Genomic DNA, 14,333 nt, shown 5'->3' with positions numbered 1-14,333 from the left:
GCTCAATTAAAGTAAGTTATAGCAAGTTGAGGCAAGGCGCGCTTCAACAGTGTAAAATAAGCATAATTATTTCGACTTCAAACTTTAAGTTAAAAACATGTCATCAGAAAAAGCACCCATTCCTTTAGGCTCTAATTTTATTCGAGCGATTGTAGATAAAGACCTTGAACAAGGCGTTTACGCATCACGCAAATGGGCGGGCAGCCCTGGTGATGCGGCGCATCAAGCAACAGGTCAGCCAGACCCAGCCAAGATTCGCACACGCTTCCCGCCAGAACCAAATGGTTATTTGCATATTGGTCATGCCAAAAGTATCTTTTTGAATTTTGGTTTGGCGCGTGATTACAACGGCGTGTGCCACATGCGTTTTGATGACACCAACCCAGAAAAAGAAAGCCAAGAATACGTTGATAGCATCACCGATTCTGTTAAATGGCTAGGTTTTGGTTGGGAAAAAACATGGCCAGAAGGTAACAAAGAGTCTAGTTTGTATTTTGCCAGCAACTACTTTGACTTTATGTACCGAGCCGCTGAAGCGCTGATTGAAAACGGCCATGCTTACGTGGATAGCCAAAGCGCAGAAGAAATGCGCATTAACCGCGGTACACTGACTGAAGCAGGTAAAAACTCACCGTGGCGCGACCGCACGGTGGCGGAAAATCTTGCCCTATTCCGCGAGATGCGCGATGGCAAACATGCTGATGGCAGTTTGATTTTACGTTCTAAAATCGACATGGCATCGCCAAACATCAACCTGCGCGACCCAGCCATTTACCGTGTGCGCCGTGCGCATCACCACAACACTGGCGATAAATGGTGCATCTACCCGATGTACACTTTTGCGCACCCGATTGAAGATGCATTAGAGCAAGTCACGCACTCTATCTGTACGCTCGAATTTGAAGACCAACGCCCATTCTACGATTGGCTATTAGAGCGCCTTGCCGAGGCTGGCTTACTAGCGCATCCGCTACCAAAACAATATGAATTTGCACGTTTAAATCTCACGTATGTGGTGCTGTCAAAACGCAAACTCATTCAATTAGTAGAAGAAAAACACGTGAGCGGTTGGGACGACCCACGCCTGCCAACGCTTGCAGGCGCGCGTCGCCGCGGCTACGTGGCAGAAGGCTTTAAATTATTTACCGACCGCATTGGCGTAAGTAAAGCAGATTCATGGATTGACTATTCAACTTTTGAAGACTGCATGCGCGAAGTGCTCAACATCAACGCAGAGCGCCGCATTGCCGTGTTAGACCCAATCAAATTGGTGATCGATAACTACCCAGAGAACCAAGTAGAAGATTGCTTCGCACCAAACCATCCATTAAAACCAGAGCTAGGCAAACGTGTAGTGCCGCTCACCCGCGAACTATGGATAGAACGCGAAGACTTTATGGAAGTGCCAAGCAAAGGGTTTTTTAGATTGGTACCTGATGGTTTAGTGCGCTTACGTTACGGCTACGTAGTGAAATGCACAAGTTGTGAAAAAGATGCCGATGGCAACGTCACTGTAGTGCATTGCGAATACCTGCCAGATACCAAATCAGGCACACCTGGCTCAGACAGCGTAAAAGTAAAAGGCAATATTCACTGGGTTTCTGCTCAACACGCCTACGAATGCGAAGTGCGCTTGTACGATAGATTGTTCAAAGAAGCGCATCCGGGTGAAGGCGATAGAGATTTCTTAACTGACATTAACCCAAACTCAGTCACCGTCATCACCGCGCAACTAGAACCAAGCTTAAAAGACGCTAAAGCCGAGGACAGCTTCCAATTTGAGCGCCATGGATACTTTGTGGCAGATAAGAAAGACAGCGTGGCAGGTAAGCCGGTGTTTAATAGAACGGTGACTTTGAAGGATGCTTGGCAGAAGTAAGTTTAAATCTTATAAGAAAGTTAAAAATGAAAAAGATAGCGCCTGTTTTTTTGTTAGTTTTAGCTTTGGCAAGTTGCACTACCGCGCCAATTAAACCAGAGCAAAAAGCGAGTTTGCATAACATTGCAGTAGTCTCTCTCATGGGTAATGAGTTGGAGTTTACTAAAGTTGGATTTACTGTCTTTAATAACGATAAATTTACACGTGAAACTTCTGATTGGAAGTTAGATGCTGAGATTGAACGTATTGCAACAGAAGAACTTAAAAAATCTTCCTCTGAAATTAAAATGGTTTTGGTTCCATTTGATCGAGCCGAGTTATTTAAAATATATAAACCCGCTGATAGTTGGGGTGAATATGCCAGTATAGATCGCATCACACCTGAGCTTAAGATGAAGCTTGCGCAGACTCCTGTTGATGCGGTGCTTTTGGTGCATAAACAGAGAGGTGAAGATCCTATAGCGATGACCAGCGTATATTTGCAAGGCTATGGTGTTTATTATCGAACGCTGCCGCTTGTTGATCCACTTATGAAACCTTATGCAATGTTTACTATTGTTTTGCTTGATGGTAAAACTCTTAAGCCCATAACGGCAAAATACGTGCGGGGTGTATCTACTGCATTTGGCAAAACTCAATTATCTTGGGATGAAAAAATTAAAAATAATTTATCTGACCAATTATTATCAGAGTTTAAATCGGATATCAATACGGTGATAGAGAGCAATCTAGAAAGCGGATTGAAAGAAATGGGTCTGTAGATAAGTTACTCAAGTTAAATCAACCATTACCTATATGCGTTTAAATGTAGAACTTTCTAAAGCCTACCGCCTCCTAAACCATGGTCCAACCATCCTCGTTTCTGCTCGCTACAACGGTAAACAAAACATCATGGCAGCGGCGTGGGCTTGTGCATTGGATTTTGACCCGCCTAAAATCACAGTGGTGATTGATAAGAGTGCTTATACACGCGAATTGATTGAGGCATCAACTACGTTTGCTATTAATGTGCCGTGTGTGGCGCAGGTGGATATTGTGCGCAAAGTGGGTACGACTTCTGGGCGTGATCTAGTTGAAACAGATAAATTTTCCGAGTATGGTTTAGAGACTTTTTCTGCGACTGAGATTGATGCGCCTTTGCTAAAAGGCTGCGTGGCGTGGTTGGAATGTAAGCTTATCCCCGAGCCGCATAATCAGAATACTTATGATTTATTTATTGCTGAAGTGGTTGCGGCGCATGCTGATGAACGTGTGTTTTCAGATGGTCATTGGCATTTTGAAGGGCATGATGAGCTGCGCACCATACATCACATTGCTGGTGGGGCATTTTTTGCTACGGGCGTGGCAATTCAGGCTTAGGCATCCAGTATGCAGCAAACACCGCTCCTCATTGCTACTCTTAAAAAAGCACTTAAAGCTAATAACGTAACTTACAAAATCTTGGCGGATAAGTTGGGAATGAGTGAGTCGAGCATTAAACGTATTTTTGCTGAAGAGAGTTTGTCTTTACAGCGTTTAGAGCAAATTTGCGCGTTGATTAATATTGATTTATCTGACCTGGTGCAGATGATGAACCGCGATAAACCTCGGATTAGTGAGCTAACTGAAGAGCAAGAAAAAGTCGCGGCGGCGGACATGCGTTTGCTAGGCGTGGCTTTTTTGGTGGTGAATGGTTGGGCGTTTGACAATATTCTGGCGCGCTACACCATTAATCCTGCGGACTTGGTGCATTATCTGCTGGTGTTAGATAAGTTAAGGGTGATTGATTTAGAGCCTAATAACCGTATTCGATTGCTGATTTCCCCTAATTTTTCATGGCGCAAAAATGGGCCGATTCAACGTGCTTTAAGCCAAACCGTACAAAAAGACTTTATGGAAGGCGATATTGAAAGCGCAGGCGGTCAGCAGCACTTCGTGTCTGGCATGCTATCTGACGCTTCTCGCGACGAGATTTCCAAACACTTAGATCGCTTAAGCTTGTTATTTAACGAACTTAAACATCAAGATCAACGTTTGCCGTTGAGCCAACGCACAGGCTTTAGTATGGCAACCACACTGCGACCGTGGCGTGATGGTTTATTAGAGTCGATGATTAAGAAACGCGATAGCCAATAGCTTTAACTCACTTCACTACCTATTTCATCAGAGCGCGCATCGTGTAGCTCTCCTTTTGGTATCAAATTTCAATACTTTAACTCGCCATCGTTGTGGTTAAAGTATCTTTTAAATAAGCTTCAATCTCCCTCATTTAACTGAGTTTTGAATTGGAGTGTTGAAATGCTTATTGCCATTAAGGCCATATTACTTACGTTGCTGGCTGACTTTGTTTCTGGTTTTATTCATTGGCTAGAAGATGTGTACGCAAAGCCCGGCATGCGTTTTATTCACCAAATTGCAGTAGATAACCAACTGCATCACACGCGCCCGCGCGAGTTTCTTAAAAAGAATTGGTGGCAAAGTTCATGGGATATTGTTTTAGCTTGTGCGGTGCTGATTGCAACTGCTTGGTGGTTTAACGTTCTTAGCTGGGAAATTGTGCTGTTTTCAGTGTTGATTACCAATGCCAACCAAATCCATAAATGGTCGCATCAAAATCACTCAGAAAAACATGCCATTGTGAAATGGTTGCAAACGATGCATATCTTGCAAGGGCCGCGCCAGCACGGTAAACACCATAGTGGTGAGAAAAATACGCATTATTGCGTAATGACAAACATGTTGAATCCGCTTTTAGAAAGGATACGCTTTTGGCGTGGGCTGGAAAATTTACTCAGCTTTACTTTAGCTTAACGTAATTTAACGAGTCGCTCTCTATAATGGTTTGCATATCGAGAGGTCAGTAGCGCTGCTTAAGTTGACCTAATCAATGAGGAGTCATCATGAAAAGCAAACAAATGAACGTTAAGTCTCTATTCACCGCTGCACTAATGTCTGTTGCGAGTATGAGCTTATCTAACAGTGCATTGGCGGATTCATTTCCGTTTAGTGCAACGCCAAGTTCTACAACTAGCGCTGTAAAAGCCGCGCCGACTTCATTACCGCAAAAACTGAGCGTTAAAAATGTTGATGTGGATGCGTTTAGCTTTCCATTCTTGCAAGGCGTAGCGCTTACAGCAGAGCAACGTGGCGTGTTTTCGCAAATTCTAAATAAACAAATGCCAGTGATTAGTTCAAATATTGAAACTATTGAATATGCACGTGGCTTGCTGCGTGATATGGCGCTAGCAAAAACTTACGATGAAACGATTGCCAACATTGCCGCGGATAGCATTGCCAATGGCACCGCTAAGCTAGCCGTATTGCAGGCCGAGCGTGAATATCAAGTTTTGGCTTTGTTAACACCAGAACAAGTGAGTGAATTAAGAAAGTAAAACCAAATGTTGGTTTAAAGTTGTTGATATTAAGCTGATGTACTTTATCTTACACCTATCCCCTTGAGCTAGCCTTAATAAGCTGCTCCTTCGCGCGCCTAGCTATTTTAGGTGCGCTTTTTTTGCCATTTTTTGATGAGTAAAGCTAACATTTTATTGCAGGCTGGCATTACAATGGTTTGATATATTCATTTGTAAAGCATCACTAGATTATGAAAAAACCTCGTTTACTCCGCCGTAAAAAACATCGAGTAAGTAAAATCGGCTTACCGCCAGGTGCGCTGGTTTATGTAGGTAATGCCGATACTAAAAACTTAGCCAAACCTAAAGTCAGTAAGATTATCTATGATGCTAGTGGTTTGGTTGAATGTGAGTTATCGATTGATGACCTCGCCAACTTTAAACGCGATGACACCAAGAAGGTCTGGCTCAATATACATGGCGTACATGATGCGGCGTTGATTAAGCAAGTGGGCGACTTGTTTCATTTGCATCCCTTAGTGATTGAAGACATTCTTAATACTGAGCAACGTCCGAAAATTGATGAGTTTGACGAGTATATATTTTTAGAAACGCGGCTGTTTTATTATCATGCAGAGAGTATGTCGACTAGCTCAGAGCAAATTAGCTTGGTGTTAGGGCATAATTTTTTACTGACATTTCAAGAGCGCTCAACTGGTGCATTTGAGCCTATACGTGAGCGCTTGCGCGCAACCCGTGCGCCGATTCGAGATTTAGGCGTGGATTATCTGGCCTATGCTTTGTTGGATAGCATAGTCGATCGCTATTTCAGTGTGTTAGAAGAAGTGAGCGACGCGAGCGAAATTTTAGAGGAACAGCTTTTTAAAAGCCCAACGAATGCAGAGCTACACAGCATTCACCAACTCAAACATTCCAGCATTGAATTGCGCCGCGCAGTATGGCCATTGCGTGAGGTAATTAACTGCTTAACGCGCAATGAAAAAGGCTTTTTTAAGCCTGCCACCATGCCGTATTTGCGCGATGTGTATGACCATACTGTTAACTTTATTGAGTCGCTAGAGTCGATACGTGACACTTTGAGCGGCATGATGGATATCTACATGGCAAGTGTGAGTCAGCGTGTTAACTTAGAACTTCGCGCCTTAACCGTAGTGGCCATGCTGTTTATGCCCGCTACCTTGATTGCAGGTATTTTTGGCATGAACTTTAGGCATATGCCTTGGACTGACCATGACAACGGTTTTTGGTACGCCCTTGCCATTATGACTGGCATTGCGCTAGTGATGATTTTAATATTCTGGCGCAGGCAGTGGTTGAGTAGTAAGTCCTAATTTCTCATCTCTATTTTTTGAGATGAGAAATGATTAACCTTTAATCAGCGCTGCATACTTGGCACGAATTTTCGCCGCTTTAGGTGCTGCAACCGCCATGCAATAAGGGTTTTCAGGATTTTTATCAAAGTAATATTGATGATAATCTTCTGCTGGATAAAAAGTCTCAGCGCCGTTAATTTGCGTGACGATAGGTGCGCCGTAAATCTGTGCTTCATTAAACTCTGCAATCATTTTTGTAACAACGTCATGCTGTGCCTGATTTTGGCAAAACACCGCTGAGCGATACTGCGTACCTATATCATTGCCTTGACGGTTGGGTGTAGTTGGATCGTGGCTGACTAAAAACACTTCCAGCAAAGTTTCAAAGCTCACCGCGTCTGCATCAAAGCTAATTCTAATGCCTTCAGCATGGCCTGTATCGCCATTGCAGATGGCTTTGTAAGTTGGGTTGGTTGTGTGCCCACCAATGTAGCCAGATTCAACCTTACTTACGCCTTTTAGCTGGCTAAAAACTGGCTCGGTACACCAAAAACAACCGCCTGCGAAAATTGCAATTTGTTCATTACTCATGATGCGTTACCTTTAAAGTTATTTTTATCTCGTTAAGATTGACTGGTTGTTAAAACTTATTACAAAACTGACTGGCTCAACAAACACTCACTAATCATAAGGTTGCTAAATATCTCTTACTTGTATTATTCCAGCTATAAGTCAGATGTAGTCTAACTGGACTACTTTTTAAATTCTAAGCGGTAACAATTCACCTGTAGTTTGTATGTACTTTGAAATTAAGTTTATCAAATCGTTCAACATTCAAACTATAGGAATCGCAAATGCAAAAGCCAATATCACTCATCGGGTTAGCAATATTATCCTTAATCACAGTTCAGGCAAATGCCGCGGTGTTAATTACTGAAGTCGCACCTTGGGGTAGTGGTAATGCCCCTTATGCGACTGACTGGTTTGAGCTTACCAACACAGGCTCTTCTGCAGTAAACATCTCTGGCTGGAAAATGGATGATAACTCTAACTCGTTCGCTTCAGCTACTAGTCTTACAGGCATTACCAGCATCGGTGCTGGTGAATCAGTCATTTTTACTGAGAACGCTGCTAATGCTAGCTTTCTGAGTACTTGGTTTGGTACAAATATACCTGCAAGTTTGCAAATTGGTAGCTATACAGGCTCTGGTGTTGGTTTAAGCGCTTCAGCTGATGCTGTGAATATTTATAACGCTAGCGGTGTGTTACAAGCCAATGTCACCTTTGCTGCATCTGATGCGATTGCACCGTATCAAACTTTTGACAATGCTGCGGGCTTGAACAACGCTGCAATTTCTACCTTAAGCGTGGTGGGTGTAAACGGTGCATTTGTAGCGTCAAACGATGTGAGTGAAATCGGCTCACCAGGCAAAATTGCTGCAGCCGTGCCTGAGGCCGACTCTTACGCCATGTTGTTGGTTGGTCTTGGCTTAATGGGCTTTATTTCACGTAGACGTAAAGGCTAATTTATCATGAAAATATCACAAGTCATTTTTGCGCTTGCAGCTACTTTTTCTGTCTCTGCGCAGGCTGCAAGCTTCATCAATTTAGCTAATTACAGTGTAAGTGGTACATATGCACTGGATATTTTAGGTGGCGCTAGTGGGTCAATTTCTGGTCTTGAAGGCTCTGCAATCACTTATGCTCAAGACCGCAACTCGCTTTTCTTTGTTGGAGATGAAGGAACAGGTGTTATTGAGATTTCTAAAACTGGCGCAACGCTTGGCAATAACTTCTTCGATTGGACTGGCACTGGTAGTACCAAGCATGATACTGAGGGCCTAACCTACTTGGGTAATGGTCAGTTAGTGGTAGGCGAGGAGCGCTTGCAAGACGCTTATAGCTTTAGTTATGTGAATGGCGGAACGGTTACGCTAAAAAACAACTTCGTGTCGATGAGCAATACTGCCGTTGGTAACAATGGCATGGAAGGTATTAGTTATGACTCACGTAATGGCAGTTTTGTGACGATTAAACAGCAATCTCCAGAGGATGTTCTTTCTGGAAACCTGACTTTTGCTGCTGCAACAGGTATTCCACCAAGCACTTCTGGTGATGGATCATCGCCAGCTGGCGGAGGTACTTCAACGGTGACCAATTTGTTTAATCCAGCTTTATTGGGTTTATCAAGTTTATCTGATGTGCAAACCCTATCAGCAGTGAGTGCGCTTTCGGGCACATCAGGCGCTGATAATTTACTTTTTCTGAGTTTAGGCTCAAAAAAACTTGTTGAAACTGACCGTTTGGGCAATATATTAAGTAGCTTTGATCTTTCAACTGTCTTGCCGCACAATGCCATTGAAGGTGTGACTATTGATGAAAATGGTACGATCTATCTAGTGGCTGAGCAAGTGCAAGATGCAACAGCACTGGCTGGTGAGAAGTCACAGTTGATTGTATTAACCTCTACCGCACCAGTGCCAGAGCCAGAAACATACGGCATGCTTTTGCTTGGATTGGGGATTATGGGCGCAGTAGCTCGTCGTAAAAATAAACAAGCTTAAAGTCGTTTGTATTAGAGAGAGTATTAAAAATGGGAGCTTAGGCTCCCGTTTTTTTTAATACTATTCTTTAAGGGCCTATAAATCAGCGTATCATTTTGCGATGATTGTAATGTTTAATAAACCATGTCCTTAAACGCGTTATACGTAGATTTCAATTCTTACTTTTCTTCGGTAGAACAACAGCTGCGCCCTGAGTTACGTGGCAAGCCAATTGGAGTGCTAGCGGTAATGGCAGAAACCACGTGCTGTATCGCCGCGAGTTATGAAGCTAAAGCATTTGGTATTAAAACGGGAACCTTGGTAAAAGAGGCGCGAAAGCTATGCCCAGAGATGATTTTCGTAGAAGCGCGACCATCCGTGTATGTGACGTTTCATCACAAGCTTATCGAAATTGTGGAAAGCTGTACCCATGTAGAAAAAGTGCTTTCGATTGATGAAATGGTCTGCAAGCTCACTGGTAGTCAGCAACATCCTGAAAACGCACTTAAACTCGCAGCTAAAATTAAGCGTGAAATCAATAAGCAGTTTGATTTTATCCGTTGTTCGATTGGTATTGCGCCAAATACGTTTCTGGCAAAAACGGCATCAAATATGCAAAAGCCTGATGGATGTGTGTTGATTGAGCAACATGAGTTGCCACAGCGTTTGTATGGCCTGAAATTGCGCGCTTTAAACGGCATAGGCAAGCAGATGGAAGCGCGATTGAATCGTTTTAAAATCACTACGGTTGAGCAATTGTATGCGGCAAATCGCCAACAGTTGCAGTCTGCGTGGGGCAGCATAGAAGGCGAGCGCATGTATGACAAACTGCGCGGCTTAGAGCCCCATTACGTAAAAAATGCGCGCAGTAGTTTGGGGCATTCTCATGTGATACCGCCAGAACAGCGCAATGCGGCAGGTGTCAAAGCTGTGTTGCATCGTTTGTTGCAAAAAGCCTGTATGCGCATGCGGAGTTATGATTTATTGGCTTCAAGAATCAGCGTGAAAGTGAAATTCCGGAATCAACCAAGCTGGAGCCCAGAAAGCGCGATTTCACCTACCGATAATACTTTGCGCTTGATTGAGGCACTAGAAGCCTTTTTGCAGCATTACCCACAAACTAAGAATGAACCTTATGCGGTTGGTATATCTTTTTCTGGCCTAGTGACAGCAGATGAGGTGGCGCGTGATTTGTTTCAAATCGAGCCGCTAGAGAATGAGAAAAAGCTCAATAGAGCGATAGATACGCTGAATCTCAAGTTTGGTAAAAACACCATCTATTTTGGCGGTGCGCACGATGCCTTAAAAGATGCGCCTATGCGTATTGCTTTCAACCATATTCCAGATTTAGTAGTGGAGGGCGACGGAGATGACTAAACAGCTTTTACTAAAGATGACAATTCACTTTGCCATGTTGAATATCAATTAAGTTGTCGGTGATTTGCATAATTTCTTTTTTGGAGTGGCTAATGTAAATCATCGGGATATTAATTTCGGTGGATACTAATTTTAAGAACGGTAATATCTGATTTTTCAGTCTGTCATCTAAAGAGGCTAGTGGCTCATCTAGCATTAATAATCTGGGCGAGCTGAGTAGGGCGCGTCCCAAGGCTACACGTTGTTTTTCGCCACCAGAGAGTTGATGTGGTCGTTGCTTTAATAAAGGTCCAAGTTCTAGCAATGCAACGATTTGCTTCAATTGGAATTGCTGGTTTTGTACTGGCGTGAAATTTAAGGCATAGCTTAAGTTGTGTTCGACGGTGAGATGCGGAAATAAGCGCCCCTCTTGAAATACCAAACCAATTTTGCGTTGATGAATCGGCTTATTGATGCGTGCTTGGCTATCAAATAAACATTCACCATCAATCACAATACGACCACTATCGGGTTGCGTAATACCTGCAATGATACTGAGTAATGTGCTTTTACCCGCGCCAGAGGGACCATATATCGCCGTGACACGTTGGCTTAATTGCACTGAGGCATCTAACTCAAAGTTTTTGCGTTTAAGGCGCGCTTGAACTTCAATCATGATGACGGCCAATATTCTGATTGGCTTTGCGTTCTAGCCTATCACTGATCATCAATGCGCCCAGCGCCAGTGCCATGCTCAATATAACCAATCGTAGCGCAGGCAAATCGCCATCGGGAATCTGCGTATAGCTATATATAGCTAATGGCAGTGTACGTGTTTCATTTTCAATATTACCAACAAAGGTAATGGTTGCACCAAACTCACCCAAGCTGCGACTAAACGCCAGAATCAAGCCAGTAATAATGCCTGGCATTGATAGGGGTAAGGTAATGGTAAAAAATACTTTTAGCGGATGTGCGCCTAAAGATTGCGCTGCAATCTCCAAGCCTTTATCTACTTGTGAAATCGCTAATCTTGCTGAACGTACCATTAGTGGAAATGCCATGACTGCAGAAGCGACCACCGCGCCCATCCAAGTGAAGGCTAAGCTGATACCAAAAATATTATGCAAGTATTTGCCGATTAAACCTTGGTTACCCAATAATAGTAGAAGCAAGAAGCCCGGCACCACTGGCGGTAGCACTAAAGGTAAATGCACAAGACTATCAAGCAACGATTTACCAAAGAATGATTTTCTGGCGAGCACCCAAGCCACTACAACTGCGGGCACTAAAATCAGCACGACACAAAATAGCGCCACCTTCAAAGACAGCGCTAATATGCTTATTTCAGATGGCGTGAATCTTAATATATCTAGCATATAGGGTTATTAAAACTCTTATATAAATTCTCAAGGCAGGTTGGTTAAAGAAGATTAATAGTGAAGCCATATTTGATAAAGATTGCCTTTGCTTTTTCGGATTTTAAATAATCATAAAAGCCTGTAGCTGCTGGGCTTGCAGTTTTTACCAGCGCCAAAGGATACACAATTAAGTCGTGACTCGTATCAGGGAACGCAGATAAAACTTCAACTTTGTTTGATACCTTGGCATCGGTCGCATAAACAATACCTGCATCACACTCGCCGCGCTCAACAAACACTAAAGCCGCCCGTACGTCTTGCGTGCCAACAATACGCATTTTAACGGTATCCCACCAGTTAAGATTTTTTAATGATTGTTTCGCATAGATACCAACGGGCACAGATTCTAATTCCCCAGTACATAATTTGCCACTAAAAGCCCCTGCGATATTAAAACTTTTGTCCATCTCTACCTTAAAAGCTTTATTTTTAGGCGCAATCAGCACTAATTGATTGCCCAATAAGTTCACTCGACTATCGGCTTTAAGCAAGGTTTTATCTTGCAGATAACTCATCCATTTGGTATCAGCCGAAATGAAAATGTCTGCGGGTGCGCCTTTTTCAATTTGTTTAGCTAATGTAGAAGACGAGGCAAATGAAGTTTGAATTTGCACAGCCTGTTCTTTTTCATATTGAGCAGCGATGTCTGTGATAGCGTTGGTTAAGCTCGCTGCAGCAAATATTGTGACTTTATCCTGAGCATTTGACGCGATGCTCATCAACATGAGCATCGCGCTAAGTATCAGCTTGATATAACTATTTTTAATCATGATTGTTACCTATTAATATTGATGATGATTTTGAATTGAACTGACCTTAGAAATCTAACTGTGCACGCATAGTTAGGGCATCTTCTTTGTCGTCCAGCTTGCCATTCACGTTGATGTTTGTATCAAACTTGGTATGCACATAGTTCATCATGATGCGTGTATAGGGGTTAAGTATCCATTTGGCGCCAAGCGTCCATGCATCGGCTTCGTTGCTACCGAGTACAATGCCGCCAGATTTAGATTGTGTAAATGTACCGACACCTCCACTAGCTGCGCACGTCCCTGCTGGCGTGATTGAGCCATCGCCGAGATTGCGTACAGTTGTTGCTGCAGAACACCCGCCATTTGCAAAGGCAAAATCGCTTGCATCAAACTTGCTATATCTTAAGCCTAGCTCTAAAGCTCCCCAGCCATTTTTATTGAGTTCAAAATTAGTTTTAGGCAAAATTCGACCGAATTGACCATCTTTGTAGCTGTCAGCATAGTTTTCGCCTGTGACTAACCACATAGCTTCTGCGTACCATGCTTTGATGTCTTTATCATAAGGTCTTGCGGCAACAGCTGGTGTTGCTCCAGTTCCTGTTGTAGCATTGATTGCCGCTGATGTCCCTTGATAATTAGAAACATCATATTCTCCTTGGAACTTCACTGGCCCCTGTGCTAAAGCCGTTTCAACCCCATAACGTGTTCTATCCACGCTATCTCCAGTAAACGCTGCTGGGGCAAAGAAGTTCACACCACGTGCTTCAGTTTGGCTTGCAGATGCGCTTGCTGTGGCTTGTATGCCATGGTTATACCAGCCACCAACATGGGTCACGGTTTTGTCCCATCCTGCCCACTGTGCTGGGTTGATCGTTGCGCGTAGGGTGACATCCTTGCCGTCTTTACTCTGGGTTGTACCTAACACTTCGTCATTGCCTTGACCTGTTCCGTTGGTCACAGCAAAAGCATAAGTGCTGCCTTTGAACGGTGTACCATAGACCATGGCACCTCGTTCATAAATATCATCGCCATATGTGTTGTAGGCTAGTGAGCGTTCCAGAAAGTCTGAATAGGTATCGGTTGTGGAGTTCTCTAAACTTTTGAATGTTTTAAACTGACCGATGCGAAACTTAGCTTGTGGCCACCAATTGGCTTCTACATAGCCATTTACAAGGCGTGTGCTGGCCGCTGAATGGTCAATTTCTAAGCGAAGTAAATAGTTTTGATAAAAACCTAATTGCGTATTAAATCGCGCGCGGCGAATGCTCCAAGTATCAGGATTGCCTTCATCACCGCTGAATGACCGGTAGTCAGCTTGAACACGCCCATTAAACTGTAAGTTCCAATTGCCCGTGCCATCTTCAAACTTAATCCCTTCTTTGAAATTGGCGTAGACTGGGTTGCCTTTGCTAGCGCCTTTCTCTTCAGATTTAACGATTTTTGACTGGCTCACTTGGTTGCTTATGCCAACAAGCTCCTTGGTTAATACGTCGATTTGTTTGTCTTGTTCAGCACGTTGATCGATCAACTGTTGTACTTTTAACTCCAAACTCTTAATACGCGCTGCGGCATCATCATCTTGCGCAAATAATGTAGTTGGAAAAGCAGTCGTAATCGCTAAAACAAGCAGTGATTTCGAAAAATGATGATTAATTTGCATGGCTATCCCCTTAGATTCTTTCTATGTAAGTTGTCTTTTATATACTCAATTTTTTA

At 43.2% G+C, this 14,333-nt stretch carries 15 protein-coding genes; 10 read left to right on the top strand and 5 right to left on the bottom strand.

From position 1 onward, the window contains the following. The first annotated feature begins 97 nt into the window (after positions 1-97). From M301_RS09530 to corA, 7 genes are all read left to right on the top strand, one after another. A complete protein-coding gene (locus M301_RS09530; protein ID WP_013148563.1) occupies positions 98-1,879 on the top strand; it encodes a glutamine--tRNA ligase/YqeY domain fusion protein in 1,782 nt (593 codons plus the stop codon). Further along, on the top strand, positions 1,867-2,640 hold the full coding sequence (locus M301_RS09525; RefSeq protein WP_148218595.1) for a hypothetical protein: 774 nt from the start codon (positions 1,867-1,869) through the stop codon (positions 2,638-2,640). The genes M301_RS09530 and M301_RS09525 overlap by 13 nt, the downstream gene beginning before the upstream one ends. Positions 2,641-2,674: 34 nt before the next feature. Continuing rightward, positions 2,675-3,238, top strand: coding sequence for a flavin reductase family protein (locus tag M301_RS09520; RefSeq protein ID WP_013148561.1), 564 nt, complete (start codon positions 2,675-2,677; stop codon positions 3,236-3,238). A gap of 9 nt (positions 3,239-3,247) precedes the next feature. Continuing rightward, positions 3,248-3,994 (top strand): helix-turn-helix domain-containing protein, encoded by a 747-nt coding sequence (locus tag M301_RS09515; protein ID WP_013148560.1) that lies wholly within the window; start codon positions 3,248-3,250, stop codon positions 3,992-3,994. A gap of 162 nt (positions 3,995-4,156) precedes the next feature. Further along, the gene (locus M301_RS09510; RefSeq protein ID WP_041359436.1) at positions 4,157-4,669 is read left to right on the top strand and encodes a fatty acid desaturase CarF family protein; all 513 of its coding nucleotides are present in this window, start codon (positions 4,157-4,159) and stop codon (positions 4,667-4,669) included. A gap of 89 nt (positions 4,670-4,758) precedes the next feature. Continuing rightward, complete coding sequence (locus tag M301_RS09505; RefSeq protein WP_013148558.1) at positions 4,759-5,250, top strand: Spy/CpxP family protein refolding chaperone; 492 nt, start codon at positions 4,759-4,761, stop codon at positions 5,248-5,250. A gap of 212 nt (positions 5,251-5,462) precedes the next feature. Beyond that, the gene (gene corA, locus M301_RS09500; protein ID WP_013148557.1) at positions 5,463-6,563 is read left to right on the top strand and encodes a magnesium/cobalt transporter CorA; all 1,101 of its coding nucleotides are present in this window, start codon (positions 5,463-5,465) and stop codon (positions 6,561-6,563) included. A 33-nt stretch (positions 6,564-6,596) separates the two neighbouring features. On the opposite strand, the gene msrA is transcribed toward corA, so the two are convergent. Then, positions 6,597-7,136, bottom strand: coding sequence for a peptide-methionine (S)-S-oxide reductase MsrA (gene msrA / locus M301_RS09495; protein ID WP_013148556.1), 540 nt, complete (start codon positions 7,134-7,136; stop codon positions 6,597-6,599). 263 nt (positions 7,137-7,399) lie between these two features. Between msrA and M301_RS09490 the strand changes: the two genes are divergently transcribed. The 3 genes from M301_RS09490 to M301_RS09480 all read left to right on the top strand — a co-directional run bounded on the left by M301_RS09490 (position 7,400) and on the right by M301_RS09480 (position 10,465). Then, entirely contained in the window at positions 7,400-8,071 is a 672-nt protein-coding gene (locus M301_RS09490) for a lamin tail domain-containing protein (protein ID WP_013148555.1), read from the top strand. A gap of 6 nt (positions 8,072-8,077) precedes the next feature. After that, complete coding sequence (locus M301_RS09485) at positions 8,078-9,109, top strand: SdiA-regulated domain-containing protein (protein WP_013148554.1); 1,032 nt, start codon at positions 8,078-8,080, stop codon at positions 9,107-9,109. Positions 9,110-9,232: 123 nt separating this feature from the next. Continuing rightward, positions 9,233-10,465 carry a DNA polymerase Y family protein gene (locus M301_RS09480; RefSeq protein WP_013148553.1) on the top strand — a complete coding sequence of 411 codons (1,233 nt, stop codon included), beginning with the start codon at positions 9,233-9,235 and terminating at the stop codon, positions 10,463-10,465. A gap of 10 nt (positions 10,466-10,475) precedes the next feature. Here M301_RS09480 and modC read toward each other — a convergent pair whose 3' ends face one another. From modC to M301_RS09460, 4 genes are read right to left on the bottom strand one after another with little or no spacing between them, the layout of a single operon-like run. Next, entirely contained in the window at positions 10,476-11,120 is a 645-nt protein-coding gene (modC, locus tag M301_RS09475) for a molybdenum ABC transporter ATP-binding protein (protein WP_013148552.1), read from the bottom strand. Next, positions 11,113-11,823, bottom strand: a complete 711-nt coding sequence (modB, locus tag M301_RS09470; protein ID WP_013148551.1) for a molybdate ABC transporter permease subunit — start codon at positions 11,821-11,823, stop codon at positions 11,113-11,115. Before modB ends, modC begins: the two co-directional genes overlap by 8 nt. Positions 11,824-11,867: 44 nt before the next feature. Continuing rightward, positions 11,868-12,635: a molybdate ABC transporter substrate-binding protein gene (gene modA, locus M301_RS09465; protein WP_013148550.1), complete on the bottom strand. Its 768-nt coding sequence runs from the start codon at positions 12,633-12,635 to the stop codon at positions 11,868-11,870. 46 nt (positions 12,636-12,681) lie between these two features. Further along, positions 12,682-14,277 (bottom strand): OprO/OprP family phosphate-selective porin, encoded by a 1,596-nt coding sequence (locus M301_RS09460; protein ID WP_013148549.1) that lies wholly within the window; start codon positions 14,275-14,277, stop codon positions 12,682-12,684. Between the last annotated feature and the right edge of the window lie 56 nt (positions 14,278-14,333).

The organism is Methylotenera versatilis 301, from assembly GCF_000093025.1.
Lineage (GTDB): Bacteria > Pseudomonadota > Gammaproteobacteria > Burkholderiales > Methylophilaceae > Methylotenera > Methylotenera versatilis.
This window is presented reverse-complemented; position numbering and strand designations above follow the sequence as displayed.